Annotated in this window: 18 protein-coding genes; 10 read left to right on the forward strand and 8 right to left on the reverse strand. The window is 73.8% G+C overall.

Annotated features, from left to right (window positions below; genetic code table 11):
* Positions 1-4: 4 nt before the first annotated feature.
* Together OMK64_RS13255 and OMK64_RS13260 are read left to right on the forward strand one after the other, a co-directional pair.
* Positions 5-1,066, forward strand: coding sequence for a quinone-dependent dihydroorotate dehydrogenase (locus tag OMK64_RS13255; protein ID WP_272728852.1), 1,062 nt, complete (start codon positions 5-7; stop codon positions 1,064-1,066).
* A complete protein-coding gene (locus tag OMK64_RS13260; RefSeq protein WP_272728853.1) occupies positions 1,066-1,278 on the forward strand; it encodes a hypothetical protein in 213 nt (70 codons plus the stop codon). Before OMK64_RS13255 ends, OMK64_RS13260 begins: the two co-directional genes overlap by 1 nt.
* A 46-nt stretch (positions 1,279-1,324) precedes the next feature.
* Here the strand turns inward: OMK64_RS13260 and yczR are convergent, their stop codons facing one another.
* Positions 1,325-2,782 (reverse strand): MocR-like transcription factor YczR, encoded by a 1,458-nt coding sequence (gene yczR, locus OMK64_RS13265; protein ID WP_272728854.1) that lies wholly within the window; start codon positions 2,780-2,782, stop codon positions 1,325-1,327.
* A 61-nt stretch (positions 2,783-2,843) separates the two neighbouring features.
* Here yczR and OMK64_RS13270 point away from each other — a divergent pair, with 61 nt between their 5' ends.
* Together OMK64_RS13270 and yczE are read left to right on the forward strand one after the other, a co-directional pair.
* Entirely contained in the window at positions 2,844-3,035 is a 192-nt protein-coding gene (locus tag OMK64_RS13270) for a hypothetical protein (RefSeq protein WP_272728855.1), read from the forward strand.
* Positions 3,032-3,691, forward strand: a complete 660-nt coding sequence (gene yczE / locus OMK64_RS13275) for a membrane protein YczE (protein WP_272728856.1) — start codon at positions 3,032-3,034, stop codon at positions 3,689-3,691. Before OMK64_RS13270 ends, yczE begins: the two co-directional genes overlap by 4 nt.
* A 70-nt stretch (positions 3,692-3,761) precedes the next feature.
* Here the strand turns inward: yczE and OMK64_RS13280 are convergent, their stop codons facing one another.
* Together OMK64_RS13280 and OMK64_RS13285 are read right to left on the reverse strand one after the other, a co-directional pair.
* Complete coding sequence (locus OMK64_RS13280) at positions 3,762-4,772, reverse strand: aldo/keto reductase family protein (protein ID WP_272728857.1); 1,011 nt, start codon at positions 4,770-4,772, stop codon at positions 3,762-3,764.
* A 63-nt stretch (positions 4,773-4,835) separates the two neighbouring features.
* A complete protein-coding gene (locus OMK64_RS13285) occupies positions 4,836-5,435 on the reverse strand; it encodes a DUF3043 domain-containing protein (protein WP_272728858.1) in 600 nt (199 codons plus the stop codon).
* 32 nt (positions 5,436-5,467) lie between these two features.
* Between OMK64_RS13285 and OMK64_RS13290 the strand changes: the two genes are divergently transcribed.
* Positions 5,468-6,871: a dipeptidase gene (locus OMK64_RS13290; RefSeq protein WP_272728859.1), complete on the forward strand. Its 1,404-nt coding sequence runs from the start codon at positions 5,468-5,470 to the stop codon at positions 6,869-6,871.
* A gap of 18 nt (positions 6,872-6,889) precedes the next feature.
* Here OMK64_RS13290 and OMK64_RS13295 read toward each other — a convergent pair whose 3' ends face one another.
* The 3 genes from OMK64_RS13295 to nadA are packed head-to-tail and all read right to left on the reverse strand — an operon-like array spanning position 6,890 to position 9,277.
* Positions 6,890-7,420, reverse strand: coding sequence for an acyl-CoA thioesterase (locus tag OMK64_RS13295; RefSeq protein ID WP_272728860.1), 531 nt, complete (start codon positions 7,418-7,420; stop codon positions 6,890-6,892).
* Positions 7,421-7,472: 52 nt separating this feature from the next.
* Positions 7,473-8,072: a DJ-1/PfpI family protein gene (locus OMK64_RS13300; RefSeq protein ID WP_272728861.1), complete on the reverse strand. Its 600-nt coding sequence runs from the start codon at positions 8,070-8,072 to the stop codon at positions 7,473-7,475.
* Positions 8,073-8,077: 5 nt separating this feature from the next.
* Positions 8,078-9,277 (reverse strand): quinolinate synthase NadA, encoded by a 1,200-nt coding sequence (nadA, locus tag OMK64_RS13305; protein WP_272728862.1) that lies wholly within the window; start codon positions 9,275-9,277, stop codon positions 8,078-8,080.
* A 57-nt stretch (positions 9,278-9,334) separates the two neighbouring features.
* Here nadA and OMK64_RS13310 point away from each other — a divergent pair, with 57 nt between their 5' ends.
* Positions 9,335-10,525, forward strand: coding sequence for a glycerate kinase family protein (locus OMK64_RS13310; RefSeq protein ID WP_272728863.1), 1,191 nt, complete (start codon positions 9,335-9,337; stop codon positions 10,523-10,525).
* A gap of 139 nt (positions 10,526-10,664) precedes the next feature.
* Entirely contained in the window at positions 10,665-11,015 is a 351-nt protein-coding gene (gene erpA / locus OMK64_RS13315) for an iron-sulfur cluster insertion protein ErpA (RefSeq protein WP_124342487.1), read from the forward strand.
* A 140-nt stretch (positions 11,016-11,155) separates the two neighbouring features.
* Here erpA and OMK64_RS13320 read toward each other — a convergent pair whose 3' ends face one another.
* A complete protein-coding gene (locus tag OMK64_RS13320) occupies positions 11,156-11,407 on the reverse strand; it encodes a sulfurtransferase TusA family protein (protein ID WP_272728864.1) in 252 nt (83 codons plus the stop codon).
* On the reverse strand, positions 11,404-12,573 hold the full coding sequence (locus OMK64_RS13325) for a cysteine desulfurase family protein (protein WP_374694098.1): 1,170 nt from the start codon (positions 12,571-12,573) through the stop codon (positions 11,404-11,406). Before OMK64_RS13325 ends, OMK64_RS13320 begins: the two co-directional genes overlap by 4 nt.
* A 287-nt stretch (positions 12,574-12,860) precedes the next feature.
* Between OMK64_RS13325 and ctaC the strand changes: the two genes are divergently transcribed.
* From ctaC to ctaF, 3 genes are read left to right on the forward strand one after another with little or no spacing between them, the layout of a single operon-like run.
* Entirely contained in the window at positions 12,861-13,754 is an 894-nt protein-coding gene (gene ctaC / locus OMK64_RS13330) for an aa3-type cytochrome oxidase subunit II (protein WP_272728881.1), read from the forward strand.
* Positions 13,754-15,574: an aa3-type cytochrome oxidase subunit I gene (gene ctaD, locus OMK64_RS13335; RefSeq protein ID WP_272728866.1), complete on the forward strand. Its 1,821-nt coding sequence runs from the start codon at positions 13,754-13,756 to the stop codon at positions 15,572-15,574. Before ctaC ends, ctaD begins: the two co-directional genes overlap by 1 nt.
* Complete coding sequence (gene ctaF, locus OMK64_RS13340) at positions 15,571-15,969, forward strand: cytochrome c oxidase subunit 4 (protein WP_272728867.1); 399 nt, start codon at positions 15,571-15,573, stop codon at positions 15,967-15,969. Before ctaD ends, ctaF begins: the two co-directional genes overlap by 4 nt.
* The last annotated feature ends 59 nt before the right edge of the window (positions 15,970-16,028 follow it).

The following is a 16,028-nucleotide window of genomic DNA, read 5'->3' on the forward strand; positions in this document are numbered from 1 at the left end:
TGTCGTGTACCGCCTCCTGTTCGACCTCGTGCTGCGCCGGCTCGACCCGGAGCGCGCGCACGAGCTCGCGTTCCGCCTGATCCGCGTCGTCGCCGCCGTCCCGGTGCTGCGCGACGTCGTCCGCGCCGCGTTCGCGTCGCCGTCGACCGGTGCGGTGCGCCTGTGGGGTCGCACGTTCCCGTCGGCGTTCGGGCTCGCGGCCGGCTTCGACAAGAACGCCGTGGGCGTCGCCGGGCTCACCATGCTGGGCTTCGGCTTCGTCGAGGTGGGCACCGTGACGGCGCAGGGGCAGCCGGGCAACGAGCGGCCGCGCCTGTGGCGCGTGCTCGACCAGCGCGCGCTGCGCAACCGCATGGGCTTCAACAACGAGGGCTCCGCCGCGGTCGCCGCCCGGCTGCGCCGCCTGCGCGCGACGCCCGCCGGTCGCCGCTACGTGGTCGGCGTCAACATCGGCAAGACGAAGACGACGCCCGCCGAGCAGGCCCCCGCCGACTACGCGACGAGCGCCGGGCGGCTCGCGCCCTACGCGGACTACCTGGTCGTCAACGTGTCGTCGCCGAACACGCCCGGGCTGCGTGACCTCCAGGCCGTCGAGTCGCTGCGTCCCATCCTCGAGGCGACCCGCGTCGCGGCCGACGAGGCGACCGTGAAGGCCGGACGGCGGCCCGTCCCGCTGCTCGTGAAGATCGCCCCCGACCTGTCGGACGACGACGTCGACGCGGTCGCGGAGCTCGTCGCCGAGCTGGGGCTCGAGGGCGTCGTCGCGGTCAACACGACGATCGCGCACGACCTCGGTCCCGGCGGCCTGTCCGGCCCGCCGGTGCTGGCCCGCGGCCTCGACGTCGTCGCCCGTCTGCGTGACCGGCTCGGCGACGAGGTCGTCATCATCGGCGTCGGCGGCATCACGTCGCCCGCCGACGCCCGCGAGTACCTCGCCGTCGGCGCGACCCTCGTCCAGGGCTACACCGGCCTGATCTACCAGGGGCCCGGCTGGGCCGGGCGGATCGGCCGGGCGCTCGCGGCCGACGCCGGCCGGCGCGGCTCGAAGACGGCGACGGCGGCGTGATGGTCGTGCGCCCGCAGTGGGAGTGGCGGTTCGACGGCGCGGACGGCGCGCCGCTCGAGCGTCCGGTGAGCCCGGTGTTCACGACGCAGTTCGACGCCGAGCAGTGGCTGGGCGAGACGTGGCGGCTGCTGTCGTCACAGGGCGTCCAGGCCGCGCGGCTCGTGCACGAGGGCGTCCAGGCGACACCGACGCTGTCGATCCCGGCGGCCTGACCGGGCGCGACCGGCCCGACCTGACCGCGGGGGTCCGACGGTCGGCTCAGACGACGGCCCGGACCGGGGTCACCGGCTCCCAGGTGACGGACCCGAGGTCGCCCCACGCGGCCGCGAGGCCGTCGACGCCGCGGCGCAGCACGTCGGGCGCCTCCGCGAACGGCACGCGCACGTGGTCCTCGAGGCCGCCGTCGACGCCGAACGCGGGTCCTGGGACCAGGCGGACGCCGTGCCGCAGCGCCGACGCGGCGAGCGCCGACGACACGGGTGCGCCGAGGTCGACCCACAGCGACAGCCCTCCGGCGGGGACCGGCACCTCCCACGTCGGCAGGTGCTCGCGCAGGAGCCCGACGAGCAGGTCGCGCCGCTCCCGGAGCACCGCGCGGCGGGCGACGAGGACGTCGGTCGCGCAGGCGAGGAGCTCCGCGACCACGAGCTGCTCGAGCGGCGGGGTGCCGATGTCGACGTGCGCACGCACGGACGCCAACCGGGACACGAGGTCCGGGTGCGCGCGCACCCAGCCGACGCGCAGGCCGCCCCAGAACGACTTCGACGCGGACCCGATCGCGACCACGACGTGGGACGCGCTGCCGTCGCCCGGGAACGACGCGGGCGCGGCACCGTCGATCGTGAGCTCGGTGAGGACCTCGTCGCCCACGACCGTGGTGCGGTGCCGTCGCGCGATCGCCCGCACGGCCGCGCGCTGGTCCGGGTCGAGGCTCGTCCCGGTCGGGTTGCGGTGGTCGGGGATCAGGTAGACGAGCCGCGGCGCGACCTGCCGGACGGTCGACTCGAGCAGGTCGACGTCGAGGCCGTCGGCGCCGGACGGCACGGGCACGGGTCGTGCGCCGGCGGCCCGCACGACGTCGACCGCGTGCGGGTAGGTGGGCTGCTCGACGACGACGCGGTCGCCGGGGCCGGCGTGCGCGGCGACGAGCAGGTGGATCGCCTGCTGCGCGCCGGTGGTGACGAGGATCTGGTCGGGCGAGGTCGGCGTGCCGCGCTCGGTGTACCAGCGGGCGACGGCCTCGCGCAGCACGGGCAGGCCGAGCGGCGCGTAGCCGCTGCCCGCGAGGTGGCGGGGGAGCGCGTCGAGCGCGGCCAGGTAGGCGCCGTGCAGCGCCGACGGGGCCGACGGGGCCGCGATGGAGAGGTCGGTGAGCGAGTCGTCGACGCCGCCGAGGACGGGCATCGGCCGGCGTGCGCCCGGACCGGACGGGAGCGTCGTGACGGTGCCGCTGCCGCGCCTGCTCACCAGGTAGCCCTCGTCACGCAGCAGGCCGTACGCGGCCGTCGCGGTCGTGCGCGAGACGCCGAGCGCGTCGGCGAGCTCGCGCTCGCCGGGCAGGCGGGTGCTGATCGGGAGCGTGCCGGAGAGGATCGCGGCACGCAGCGCGTCGGCGAGGGCGGTGTACGCGGGACCGCCCTGCTGCCAGGCGCCGAGCAGGCGCGCGACGCGGGCACCGGCGACGCGGCGGTCCGTGGGGAGGTCGGAGACCGTCATGAAGCCACTTTCTCACAAGTGGCTATGTCCGGCATAGCCACTCGATCGAGAGGATGGGGCCATGTCGCACGTGCTCGGCCTCGCCCTCGTGTGGGGTCTCGTCGGTCTCGGTCTCCTCGCCGCCCTCGTCGTCGCGCTCGCCCGCCTGGTGCGCGGCGACGGCCTCGGGCACCGCCCGCCGCCGCCCTGCCGCCAGGACTGGGCCGCCGGGAGCATGCTCGAGGTCCGGTCGAGCGTGCGGACCGGCCTGTGAGGGGCGTGCTGCGCGACCTCGCGCACCGGCCGGTCCGTCGTCTGACCCAGCTGCTCGCCGGCGTCGTCCTCTACGCGGTGTCGATCGCGCTCGTCGTGCACGCCGGGCAGGGGAGCATGCCGTGGGACGTCCTCACGCAGGGTCTCGCGCACCGCACCGGGCTCTCGTTCGGCACGATCACGCTGCTCACGAGCGTCGTCGTCCTGCTGTGCTGGTGGCCCCTGCGGCAGCGACCCGGGATCGGGACCGTCGCGAACGTGCTCGTCATCGGGCTGCTCGTCGACCCGGTGCTCGCGCTGCTCGACCTCCTGCCCGACCCGCTCCCGCTCGCCGCGGCGATCGGCATGGCGGTGACCGGCATCGCGCTCAACGGCGTGGCCACGGGTCTCTACGTGGGCGCCCGCCTCGGGCCAGGCCCGCGCGACGGGCTCATGACCGGGCTGGTGGCCCGCACCGGGAGGTCCGTCCGGCTCGTCCGCACGACCATCGAGGTGGCCGTCGTCTCCGTCGGCTGGCTGCTCGGCGGCACCGTCGGGTGGGCCACGCTCGCCTACGCGCTCGGCGTCGGTCCGCTCGCCCAGGTCTTCCTGCGCCTGTTCACCGTCCCCGTCGACGACCCCGCCTCCGAGCCCAGCGTGGAGCCGGTCGCCGCCTGACGCGACGGTGCCCCGCCCTGCTCGGTGGTCGAGCAGGACGGGGCACCGCTGTGCGTCTGGGCCGCCGGCGTCAGCGCGACGCGGGCGACGACTTCGCGGTCTCTGCGGGGTCGGTGACGACCGAGTCGCCCAGCACCTCGTCGATCCGGGCCATCAGCTCGGCGGGGATCTCGACGCCCGACGCCTTGACGTTCTCCGCGACCTGCTCGGGACGCGACGCGCCGATGATCGCCGACGCGACGTTCGGGTTCTGCAGCACCCACGCGACGGCGAGCTGCGCCATCGTCAGACCGAGCTCGTCGGCGACCGGTCGCAGGTCCTGCACGCGGGCGAGCGTCTGCTCCTGCTCGAGGAAGCGCCCGATCATGCGCGCGCCGCCCTTCTCGTCCGTCGCGCGCGACCCCGCGGGCGCCGGCTGGCCCGGCTTGTACTTGCCGGTGAGCACGCCCTGCGCGACCGGCGACCAGACGATCTGCGACAGCCCGAGCTCCTGCGACGTCGGGACGACCTCGCCCTCGATGACGCGCCACAGCGCGGAGTACTGCGGCTGGTTCGACACGAGGCGGAAGCCCAGGTCCTGCGCGAGCGCCTGGCCGGCGCGGATCTGGTCGGCGGTCCACTCGCTCACGCCGATGTACAGCGCCTTGCCCTGACGGACGACGTGCGCGAACGCCTCCATCGTCTCCTCGAGCGGCGTCGCGTGGTCGAACCGGTGCGCCTGGTACAGGTCGACGTAGTCGGTCTGCAGCCGCTCGAGCGAGCCGTCGATCGACTCGAGGATGTGCTTGCGCGACAGACCCGAGTCGTTCGCGCCGCGCGGGCCTGTCGGCCAGTAGACCTTGGTGAAGATCTCGAGGCTCTGACGGCGCTCGCCCTTCAGCGCCTCGCCGAGCACCGACTCCGCGACCGTGTTCGCGTAGACGTCGGCGGTGTCGAACGTCGTGATGCCCGCGTCGAGCGCGGCGCGCACGCAGGCCGTCGCGGTGTCGTTCTCGACCTGCGAGCCGTGCGTGAGCCAGTTGCCGTAGGTGATCTCGGTGATCTTGAGGCCGGATCGGCCCAGATGGCGGTAGTTGACCATGCGATCAACCCTACGTCCGCGCCTGCACCGCGCCGCGCGGGCCGGGTCAGGCCGGACGACGTGTCAGGCGGGTTTCTGCCCGTGCTTGACCTGCGGCTTCGGCATGCGCGACGGGCGGATCTGGAACGCGCGCAGGACGCCGTACATCGCGGTGCCGCGTACGACGGCCTTCTCGCCGAACTTCGCGACCAGCCGCTTCTTGAGGCCGCGCCACAGCAGCCACCCGTCGACGATCGCGGCGAGCACGTACACGTAGAGCGCGACGATCACGTAGAACGCGAACACGGGCGCGGTCTGCGCGAGCGCGAACTGCGCGACGAGCGCGACGGCCGCGACGGGGAGGAACAGCTCGCCGAGGCTCCACCGTGCGTCGACCCAGTCGCGCACGTACCGCCGGACCGGGCCGCGGTCCTTCGCGGGCATGAAGCGCTCGTCGCCGGTCTGCATGGCCTTGTACTCGCGGTCGCGCTGCTCGCGCTGCGCCGCCCGGGCGGCCTTCGACGCGGCCTTGCGGTCCTGCGGGACGAGGGGACGCTTGTTGGCCGCCTGCGCCTCCTTGCGCTTGGGCGTCGGGCGTCCCTTGCCGCCGGGGACGTCGGGGGTCGGAGCCGACTCCACGAGGCCGGGGATCTCGTTCACGGGCTCCTTGCTGCGTCCGAACACCCCCTCAGGGTAGTCGAGTACCGTGGCGATCCGTGACCGACCAGCGCGTTCCCGAGACCCCGACCGACCCCGCCGCCCGCCTCGACGAGCTGCGCGCGCGCACCTCCTCCGCGTTCGCGGGGATCCGCACGGACCTGGAGGCGCTGGTCCGCATCCGGAGCGTCTCGAACGCCGCCTTCGACCAGGCCCACGTGCGGTCGAGCGCCGACGCGGTCGCGGAGCTCCTGCGCGGTGCCGGGCTCGACGAGGTGGACGTCCTCACCGTCACGACGGCCGACGGCCGCACCGGCGCCCCCGCGGTCGTCGCGCGTCGTCCCGCGCCCGCCGGTGCCCCCACGGTCCTGCTCTACGCGCACCACGACGTGCAGCCCCCGGGCGACGCCGCCGCCTGGCAGACCGAGCCGTTCGAGCCCACCGAGCGCGACGGGCGCCTGTTCGGCCGCGGCGCTGCCGACGACAAGGCGGGCGTCGTGGCGCACGTCGGCGCGCTGCGCGTGCTCGGCGACGACCTCGGCGTCGGCGTGACGGTGTTCGTCGAGGGCGAGGAGGAGATCGGCTCGCCGACGTTCGCGGACTTCCTGCACGCGCACCGCGACCGGCTCGCGGCCGACGTCATCGTGGTCGCGGACTCGACGAACTGGTCGGTCGGCGTCCCGGGGCTCACGACGTCGCTGCGCGGGCTCGTCGACTGCACCGTCGAGGTCGAGGTGCTCACGCACGCCGTGCACTCGGGCATGTACGGCGGCCCGGTGCTCGACGCGGTGACGCTCCTCGCGCGTCTCGTCGCGACGCTGCACGACGACGCGGGCGACGTGGCGGTCGCGGGCCTGGTGCACGCGCCCGACCCGGCGGTCGAGCTCGACGAGGAGCAGCTGCGCGCCGACGCCGGCGTGCTGGGCGGCGTGCGCCTCGCCGGGACCGGCCCGATCACGGCGCGTCTGTGGACGCGCCCCGCGATCTCCGTCATCGGGTTCGACGCGCCGGCGGTCGCCACCGCGTCGAACACCATCACGCCGCGCGCGGCCGCGAAGCTCTCGATGCGCATCGCACCCGGGCAGGACCCCGTTGCCGCGATGGCGGCGCTGCGCACCCACCTCGAGGAGCACGCGCCGTTCGGGGCGCGCGTCTCGGTGACGGACGGCGAGAAGGGCCGGCCGTTCCTCGCGCCCGCCGACACGCCGGGCATGCGCGCCGCTCGTCGGGCCTTCGGCGAGGCGTGGGGCACCGAGCCGGTCGACATCGGCGTCGGCGGGTCGATCCCGTTCATCGCCGACCTGCTCGAGGTCTACCCCGACGCGCAGATCCTCGTCACCGGCGTCGAGGACCCCGACAGCCGGGCGCACGGCGCGAACGAGTCGGTGCACCTCGGCGAGCTCGAGAAGGTCGTCCTGGCGGAGGCGCTGCTCCTCGACCACCTGGCGCGCGGCGCGTCCTGACGCGCGGCGGGTGCCGCGTCAGGCGCGGTGGGCGACGTCGACCGCGGCCGCCCAGGCGGCGACGTCGTCGGGCAGCTCGGGCGCCTCGACGTGCTCGCCCGCCAGCAGCTCGACCACGTCGGGTGCGGGGATCCGCCGGCCGTCGCGCGCGAGGAACCGCCCCGCGACGACGCCGCGCGCGATGTGCTGGTCGCCGCGCGCGAAGGACTGCTCGAGGTAGCAGACGCGCTCGTCCCAGCCGAGCACGCGCGTCGTGATGGTGAACCGCTGCCCGAGCGTGAGGGACCGGCGGTACTTGACGGTCGACGCGGCGACGACGGGGTACCAGCCGTGCTCCGCGAGCAGGCGGTAGCCGCCCAGGTCGGCGATGAAGTTGGCGCGCGCGACGTCCATCATCTGCAGGTAGACGCCGTTGTTGACGTGCCGGTAGAGGTCCAGGTCGCCGGGGTGCACGCGCATCGTCGTCACCGACGGGGAGAACAGCGTCTGCCCCGGGATCGCGGGCCGGGGGCGGAACGTGGCGTAGGCGAGCTGGATCGTCCGGGTCACGACGCGATGTTACTCACGGGTAGCAAACCGCCGCGAGGGTGCCGGCAGCCGGTCAGACCGGGGGAGCGGGGTCGTACTGGATGCCGCGCCGGACGCCCCGCGCCGCTTCGATCGAGTCCAGGCGCGCCACCAGGTGCAGCGCCATGTCGATGCCCGCCGACACGCCCGCGGACGTCACGACGTCGCCGTCGTCGACGAACCGCGCCTCGGTGTCGGCGAGCACGCTGGGGTCGATCGCCGCGAGCTCGTCGAACGCCGCCCAGTGCGTCGTCGCCGGCCGCCCGGCCAGCAGCCCTGCCGCGGCCAGCACGAGCGCCCCGGTGCAGACGCTCGCGACCAGCGGCGTCGTCGCGCGCACGCCGCGCAGCCACTCCAGGTGCGCGGAGTCCGCCGCCAGCGGACGGGTGCCCGCGCCGCCGGGGTAGACGAGCACGTGCAGCGGACCGACCTCCTCGGCGGAGGTGTCCGGCACGAGGCTCAGACCCTTGGCGCACCGCACGCCCGCGCCGTCGACCGAGAAGGTCACGACCTCGGGATGCAGGGGCGAGTGGGCAGCCCACGACGACAGCACGTCGAACGGCCCCACGACGTCGAGCTCCTCGGCCCCGTCGAAGACGAAGATGCCGACCCGCAGGTGGTGACCGGTGTTCACGGGACTCAGTAGCCCGGCAGCGCCAGCATCTGGTCGAGCGCGACCCGCGCCCAGTGGGCGTCGTCGGCGTCGACGACGATCCGGTTCGGCACGCGGCCCGCCGCGAGCGACTCCATCGCCCACACGAGGTGCGGCAGGTCGATGCGGTTCATCGTCGAGCAGAAGCACACCGTCGAGTCGAGGTAGTGCACCTGCTTGTCCGGGTGCGCGTTGGCCAGGCGGCGGACGAGGTTGAGCTCCGTGCCCACCGCCCACGACGTGCCGGGCGCGGCCGCGTCGAGCGCCTTGATGATGTACTCGGTCGAGCCCACCATGTCGGCGGCCGTGACGACCTCGTGCTTGCACTCGGGGTGCACGAGCACCGTGACGTCCGGGACCGCCGCGCGGATGTCGGTGACGTTGCGCGCCGAGAACCGGCCGTGCACCGAGCAGTGCCCGCGCCACAGGATCATGCGCGCGTCCTTGAGCTGCTGCGCCGTCAGACCGCCGTTCGGCTTGCGCGGGTCGAACACCACGCAGTCGTCGAGCGACAGGCCGAGCTGCAGCACCGCGGTGTTGCGGCCGAGGTGCTGGTCCGGCATGAACAGCACCTTGCCGGTCCCGTCGAGCCCCCCGACCTTGTCGAACGCCCAGCGCAGCGCGACGTGCGCGTTCGACGACGTGCACACCGTGCCGCCGTGGCGACCCGTGAACGCCTTGATGGCCGCCGTCGAGTTCATGTACGTGACCGGGACGGTGTCCTCGGCGACGCCCGCGTCGACCAGCACGTCCCACGCTTCCTCGACCTGGTCGATCGCGGCCATGTCGGCCATCGAGCAGCCCGCCGCGAGGTCCGGGAGGACGACCTGCTGGGTGTCGGACGTGAGGATGTCCGCGGACTCGGCCATGAAGTGCACGCCGCAGAAGATGACGAACTCGGCGTCGGGCCGGGCCGCGGCCTCGCGCGCGAGCTTGAACGAGTCGCCCGTGACGTCGGCGAACGCGATGACCTCGTCGCGCTGGTAGTGGTGGCCGAGCACGAACGCCCGGTCGCCCAGCGCGGCTCGCGCGGCGCGCGCCCGCTCGACGAGGTCCGGGTCGCTCGGGGCGGGGAGGTCCCCGACGCACTCGACCCCGCGCTCCGAGGCGAGGTCGACGCCGCGGCCCAGCAGCAGCAGGGCCGAGGGCGCGGGCTCCGTGAAGGCGGCGGAGGTCGTCAGCGTCACGGGACCGATCCTCGCACACGGGCGCGCGCGCGATCCCGGGACGTCCGGCGTGCCACCATGCACCGCGTGCGTGTCCTCGTCGCCCCCGACACCTTCGGCTCCGTCCTCACCGCCCGCGAGGTCGCGGCCACGATCGCCGACGGCTGGCGCGCGGGCGCTCCGCACGACGACGTCGCGCAGTGCCCGCTCGCGGACGGCGGCCCGGGCTTCGTCGACACCCTCCACGCCGCGCTGGGCGGTGAGACCGTGCCCGTGACCGTCACCGGGCCGCTCGGGGAGCCCGCCCCGGCCGTGCTGCTGCTGGTCGACGGCGCCCACGGTCGCACCGCGTACGTCGAGTCCGCGCACGCGATCGGCCTCCCGCTCGTGCCCCCCGAGCGCCGCGACCCCACGCGGACCACGACGCGCGGCGTCGGCGAGCTCCTGGTCGCCGCGCGCGAGGCCGGGGCGCGCCGCGTCGTCGTCGGCCTCGGCGGGTCGTCGACCAACGACGGCGGGGCGGGGATGCTCGTCGGCGCGGGCCTCGCCGCGACCCCCGGACGGCTCGACTCCGGCGGCGGCGCGCTCGCGGGCGTCGGTGCGGACGAGCTCGCCGGCCTCCGGGCGCTGCGGGCCGCGTGGGTCGACGTCGAGCTCGTCGCCGCGACCGACGTCGACGTGCCGCTGCTCGGGCTGCAGGGTGCGAGCGCCGGCTTCGCACCGCAGAAGGGCGCCTCGCCCGAGCAGGCCCAGGACCTCGAGCGCGCGCTCGGCGACCTCGCGCACGCCGCGACGGCCGCGCTCGCCGACGACCTGCGCCCCGACCTGCTCGCGGGCGCCCGCCCGTCGTCCGCCGCCGCACGCCTCACCTCCGCACCGGGGGCCGGCGCCGCCGGCGGGCTCGGGTTCGGGCTCGCCCTCCTGGGCGCGCGTGTCGTCCCCGGCGCCGCGTTCGTCGCGGAGCACGTCGGCCTCGACGACCGGCTCGCCGCCGCCGACCTCGTCGTCACCGGCGAGGGCCGCTTCGACTGGCAGAGCCTGCACGGCAAGGTCGCGGCGCGGGTCGCGGAGCGTGCGCTGCGCCACGGCATCCCGACCGTCGTGCTGGCAGGTGAGGTGCAGGTGGGGCGGCGCGAGCTCTCCGCGGCGGGGATCACGGCTGCGTACGCCGTGGGGGAGACGCCCGAGGAGGTGCGGGCCGCGCTCGCGGACCCCGTCACGACCCTGCGGGCGCGTGCCGAGCGGGTCGCCCGGACGTGGTCCCGCTGACCTCGGCGGCGGCGGCCGTGCGCTGCCCGCGGGCCGCGTACCACGAGGCCGTCCGACAGTCGTACCCTGGTCGGGAACAACGCGGCGCGCGACGTTGTTGCGCACCGTTGACGTGAGTTCCCCGGCACCAGGAGAGACGATGAGCGAGACCACGCAGACCCAGACGCACGGCGTCCTGCTCACGGACGTGGCGGCGGACAAGGTCCGCAGCCTGCTCGAGCAGGAGGGCCGCGACGACCTGCGTCTGCGCGTCGCCGTCCAGCCCGGTGGCTGCTCGGGCCTGATCTACCAGCTGTACTTCGACGAGCGCCTGCTCGACGGCGACGTGACGCGCGACTACGACGGCGTCGAGGTCGTCGTCGACCGCATGAGCGTCCCCTACCTCGAGGGCGCGACGATCGACTTCGCCGACACCATCGAGAAGCAGGGCTTCACGATCGACAACCCGAACGCGGGCTCGGCCTGCGCGTGCGGCGGCTCGTTCAGCTGATCCCCGACGCCTGACGAGGGCCCGGCACCGTGTCCCGGTGCCGGGCCCTCGTGCGTCACGGGCTCGTGCCGCGGCCTCGCGCCTGCCGCCCTCGTGGGGCGCCCTCGTGCGTCACGCCACGTGCGGGGCGTCCGCGTGCCTCACGCGACGGGCGCGTCCCCGAGGCGCACCGTGAGGTGCCAGACGCCGTCGTCCTCGGTGCTCGACACCATCGCGTGCCCGCGCATCCGCGCCCAGGCGGGGACGTCGTGGCGCGCCGCCGGGTCGGTCGCGAGCACCGTGAGCTCGCTGCCGGGTGCCGCGGTGCGCGCGGCCTTCGCGAGCGCGATGACGGGCGCCGGGCACCGCAGGCCGCGCGCGTCGACGACCGGCGGGGGCGCGTCGTCGGTCACAGCCCGTCGACCCCGCCGGCGGCCCGCACGCGGGCCACGACCCCGGGCAGCACGTCGAGGAACCGGTCGACGTCCTCGCCTCGTGTGCCGCGGGGGAGCGCAAGGCGCACGTTGCCGTGCGTGAGGACTCCCATCGCGGCGAGCACGTGGCTCGGCTCGAGCGAGCTCGACGTGCACGCGGATCCGGACGCGACCGCGAAGCCCAGGGCGTCGAGCGCCGTGACGAGGGCCTCGCCGTCGACGTAGAGGAACGAGAAGGTCACGACGTGGGGAAGACGGTCGACGGGGTCGCCGACCACCTCGGTGTCGGGCACCTCGGCCGCGACACGTGCGCGGACCCGGTCGACGAGCGCGCGACGACCGGTGTCGGCGGCGGTCCGCCCGGCGTGCGCGACCTGCAGGGCGACCGCGGCGGCCAGCGCAGCAGGGACGCTGACACCGCCGGGGAACCACCGGTCCTCGTCCTCGGGGGCGACGGGCGAGCGCCGCACGCCGCGTCGGGTCGCGAGCACGCCGATGCCCGCGGGGCCGCCCCAGTCGCCCGCGTCGGCGGCCAGGACGTCCCACGCGTCGCCGACGTCGGTGTGCCCGAGGCTCGACCCCGCGTCGACCAGCAGGGGGACGCCCGCGCGGCGTGCCGCGGCGTGCACCTCTGCGACCGGCTGCCGCGTCCCGACCTCGCCGTTGGCGTGCTGGAGCGCGGCCAGCGCGACCCCGGGCGCGCCGACGGCCTCGACCATGCGCGCGAGGTCGACGCGTCCGAGACCGTCGACCGGCACGTCGACGCGACGCCCGCCCGACGCCGCGACCGCGGTGTCGGCGGCGTGCAGCACGGCGGCGCGCTCGACGGTCGGCGTCACGACGTCGGCGCCCGTCCGCCGGCGTCCGCGCGCGACGGTCAGGACCGCCGTGTGGAGCGCCGCGGTGTGCGACGGCGCGAGGTCGACGTCCTCCGTCCGGGCCCCGACGACGCCGGCGATCGCCTCGCGTGCGCCGTCGAGCAGCAGCCGGGCGCGTCGTCCCTCGGCGTGCAGGCGCCGCGGGTCCGCCCAGCCCTGGTCGAGCGCCTCGACGAACGCGGCCCGGGCCTGCGGCAGCAGAGGTGCACGTCCGCCCGCGTCGAGCACGACCCGGCGGACCCCGACAGGAGCAGTGGTGTGCGTCACACCGCCGTCGTCGACGGTCGGTGCCGCGGGGGCGTCGTCACGAGGGCTCACCGGTGCACGGTAGCCCTGACCGGCCCGGTCGTCCGCCGTCGACGGTCCCGCCCGACGTGGCGGACCTGCGCAGGAGGCGTGGTGTGACGGTGCTGACACCGTGTCGTCATCCGGCGTCGCGAGGACGAAACGTCGTGGTCGGCGCGCTAGGCTGCACGGGTCGAGGACGAAGGTCCCGGGTGACGACCGCCAGCAGCGGGGTCGAGCGCTGACGGGACGTGAGTGAGAGGTCCCCCGTGCACCCGGAACACCCCCGCCGGACGCGCCGCCCGGCCCTGCTGACGGCAGGTCTCGCGGCCGTCGTCGTGGTCGCCCTGAGCGGTTGCTCCGATGAGGTCCAGCGAGGCTGGCTGCCCGGCTCGTCGGACGCCGAGATCACCGACCAGACCGCCCGCATCGTCAGCCTGTGGCGAGGCTCGTGGATCGCCGCGCTCATCGTCGGCCTCATCACCTGGGGCCTGATCCTCTGGTGCGTCGCCGTCTACCGGAAGCGCAAGAGCGACGACGTCCTGCCCGTGCAGCTGCGCTACCACGTGCCGCTCGAGGTCATGTACGTGATCCTGCCGATCTTCATGGTCGGCGTGCTCTTCTACTACACGAACCGTGACGTCACGGCGATCCAGGACACCTCCGCGGAGGCCGACCTGCACGTCCAGGCGATCGGCAAGCAGTGGAGCTGGGACTTCAACTACCTCGACGACGGCGCGTACGAGACCGGCCAGCACGCGCAGGACGTCGGCGGCAGCTCGGGCGCCCTCGCGGACCAGGTCACGCTCTACCTCCCGGTCGACGAGCGGGTCGAGTTCACGCTGGACTCGCGCGACGTCATCCACTCGTTCTGGATCCCGTCGTTCCTCTACAAGATGGACATGATCCCGGGGAAGACCAACACGTTCCAGGTGACCCCCACCGAGGAGGGCACCTACCTCGGCAAGTGCGCCGAGCTCTGCGGCGAGTACCACTCGTCGATGCTGTTCAACGTGAAGGTCGTGTCCCGCGAGGAGTACGACGCGCACATCCAGGAGCTCAAGGACAAGGGCCAGGAGGGCTCGCTGGGGCTCGAGTACAGCCGCCTGCAGGACGTCGACAGCGTCAGCAGCAGCACCACGCAGGAAGAGAGCGACGACTGATGGCCACCGCCGTGGAGAAGATCCCCGGACTGGCGCCCTCGCGCCAGACGCTCGGGCGCACGGTGATCAAGTGGATCACCTCCACCGACCACAAGACGATCGGGTACATGTACCTGATCACGTCGTTCGTGTGGTTCGCGATCGGCGGCATCCTCGCGCTGCTCATCCGCGCCGAGCTGTTCACGCCGGGCATGGAGGTGTTCGCCTCCAAGGAGCAGTACAACCAGGCGTTCACCATGCACGGCACGATCATGCTGCTGCTGTTCGCGACGCCCCTGTTCGCCGGCTTCGCCAACGTGATCATGCCGCTGCAGATCGGCGCGCCCGACGTGGCGTTCCCGCGGCTCAACATGTTCGCGTACTGGCTGTTCTTCTTCGGCGGACTGATCGCCGCCGCGGGCTTCCTCACGCCGCAGGGTGCCGCGTCGTTCGGCTGGTTCGCCTACGCGCCGCTGTCGAACACCGTGTACTCGCCGGGTGTCGGCGGTGACCTGTGGGTCTTCGGCCTCGCGCTCGGTGGTTTCGGCACGATCCTCGGTGCCGTCAACTTCATCACCACGATCGTCACGATGCGCGCGCCCGGCATGACGATGTTCCGGATGCCGATCTTCACCTGGAACACCCTGGTGACGTCGCTCCTGGTCCTCATGGCGTTCCCGCCGCTGGCCGCCGCGCTGTTCGCGCTGGGTGCCGACCGCCGTCTCGGCGCGCAGGTCTTCAACCCGGAGAACGGCGGCGCCATCCTCTGGCAGCACCTGTTCTGGTTCTTCGGCCACCCCGAGGTCTACATCATCGCGCTGCCGTTCTTCGGCATCGTCACCGAGATCCTCCCGGTGTTCAGCCGCAAGCCGATCTTCGGCTACAAGGGCCTGGTGTACGCGACGATCGCGATCGCCGCCCTCTCGGTGACCGTGTGGGCGCACCACATGTACGTGACCGGCTCGGTCCTGCTGCCGTTCTTCGCGTTCATGACGATGCTCATCGCGGTGCCGACCGGCGTGAAGTTCTTCAACTGGATCGGCACGATGTGGCGCGGCAAGCTCACGTTCGAGACGCCGATGCTCTGGACGATCGGCTTCCTCGTCACGTTCCTCTTCGGTGGCCTGACCGGCATCATCCTGTCCAGCCCGGCGCTCGACTTCCAGCTCTCCGACTCGTACTTCGTGGTGGCGCACTTCCACTACGTCGTCTTCGGCACCGTCGTGTTCGCGATGTTCGCGGGCTTCTACTTCTGGTGGCCCAAGATGACGGGCCGGATGCTCGACGAGCGCCTCGGCAAGATCCACTTCTGGCTGCTGTTCATCGGCTTCCACACGACGTTCCTCGTGCAGCACTGGCTCGGCGTCATCGGCATGCCGCGCCGGTACGCGGACTACTCGCCCGACGACGGCTTCACGTGGATGAACCAGCTCTCCACGATCGGTGCGGCCGTGCTCGCGGCGTCGACGCTGCCGTTCCTCTGGAACGTCTACACCACGTGGCGCAACGCGCCGAAGGTGACCGTCGACGACCCGTGGGGCTACGGCGCCTCGCTCGAGTGGGCCACGTCCTGCCCGCCGCCGCGGCACAACTTCACGTCGCTGCCGCGCATCCGCTCCGAGCGTCCCGCGTTCGACCTGCACCACCCCGAGGTCGCGGCGATGGACTACGTCGAGCCGAACCCGGGTCCGTTCGACTGGGAGTCGGACCGCCGCGGCGAGACGGAGGTCGCCGTCGACCGCGTCGTCGAGGGCAAGGGCGAGCCCGAGCAGTCGTCCACGACGATCGTCGAGGACCGTCCGCAGGACCGTCCCGGCAGCGACAAGGAGGGTGACCGGTGAGGCTCGAGGCGAAGCTCTTCCTCTACGGCCTGCTGTTCTTCATCCCGGTCGGGCTGATCTACGCGCTCTGGAGCGACGGCGAGCCCGTCGGCACGGTCGGCATCCCGCTCGTCGGCGGCCTGGTCGGCATGATCGGCGCCTACTTCGCGCTCCTCGCGCGGCGCATCGACCCGCGGCCCGAGGACGACGAGTACGGCGAGATCGAGCAGGGCGCGGGCGACCAGGGCGTGTTCAGCCCGTGGAGCTGGTGGCCGCTCGTCATCGGTGCCGCCGCGGCCGTCATGTTCCTCGGCCTCGCGATCGGCTGGTGGGTCGCGATCATCGGCGCGATCCTCGGGGTCATCGGCCTGGTGGGCTGGGTGTTCGAGTTCTCCCGCGGGCAGCACGCCCACTGACGGCGCCCCTCGCTCGCGCGGCGCACCCTCCTGCGGGTCGCTGCGTGGCCGGGGCCTCG

Source organism: Cellulomonas fimi (assembly GCF_028527925.1).
Lineage (GTDB): Bacteria > Actinomycetota > Actinomycetes > Actinomycetales > Cellulomonadaceae > Cellulomonas > Cellulomonas fimi_C.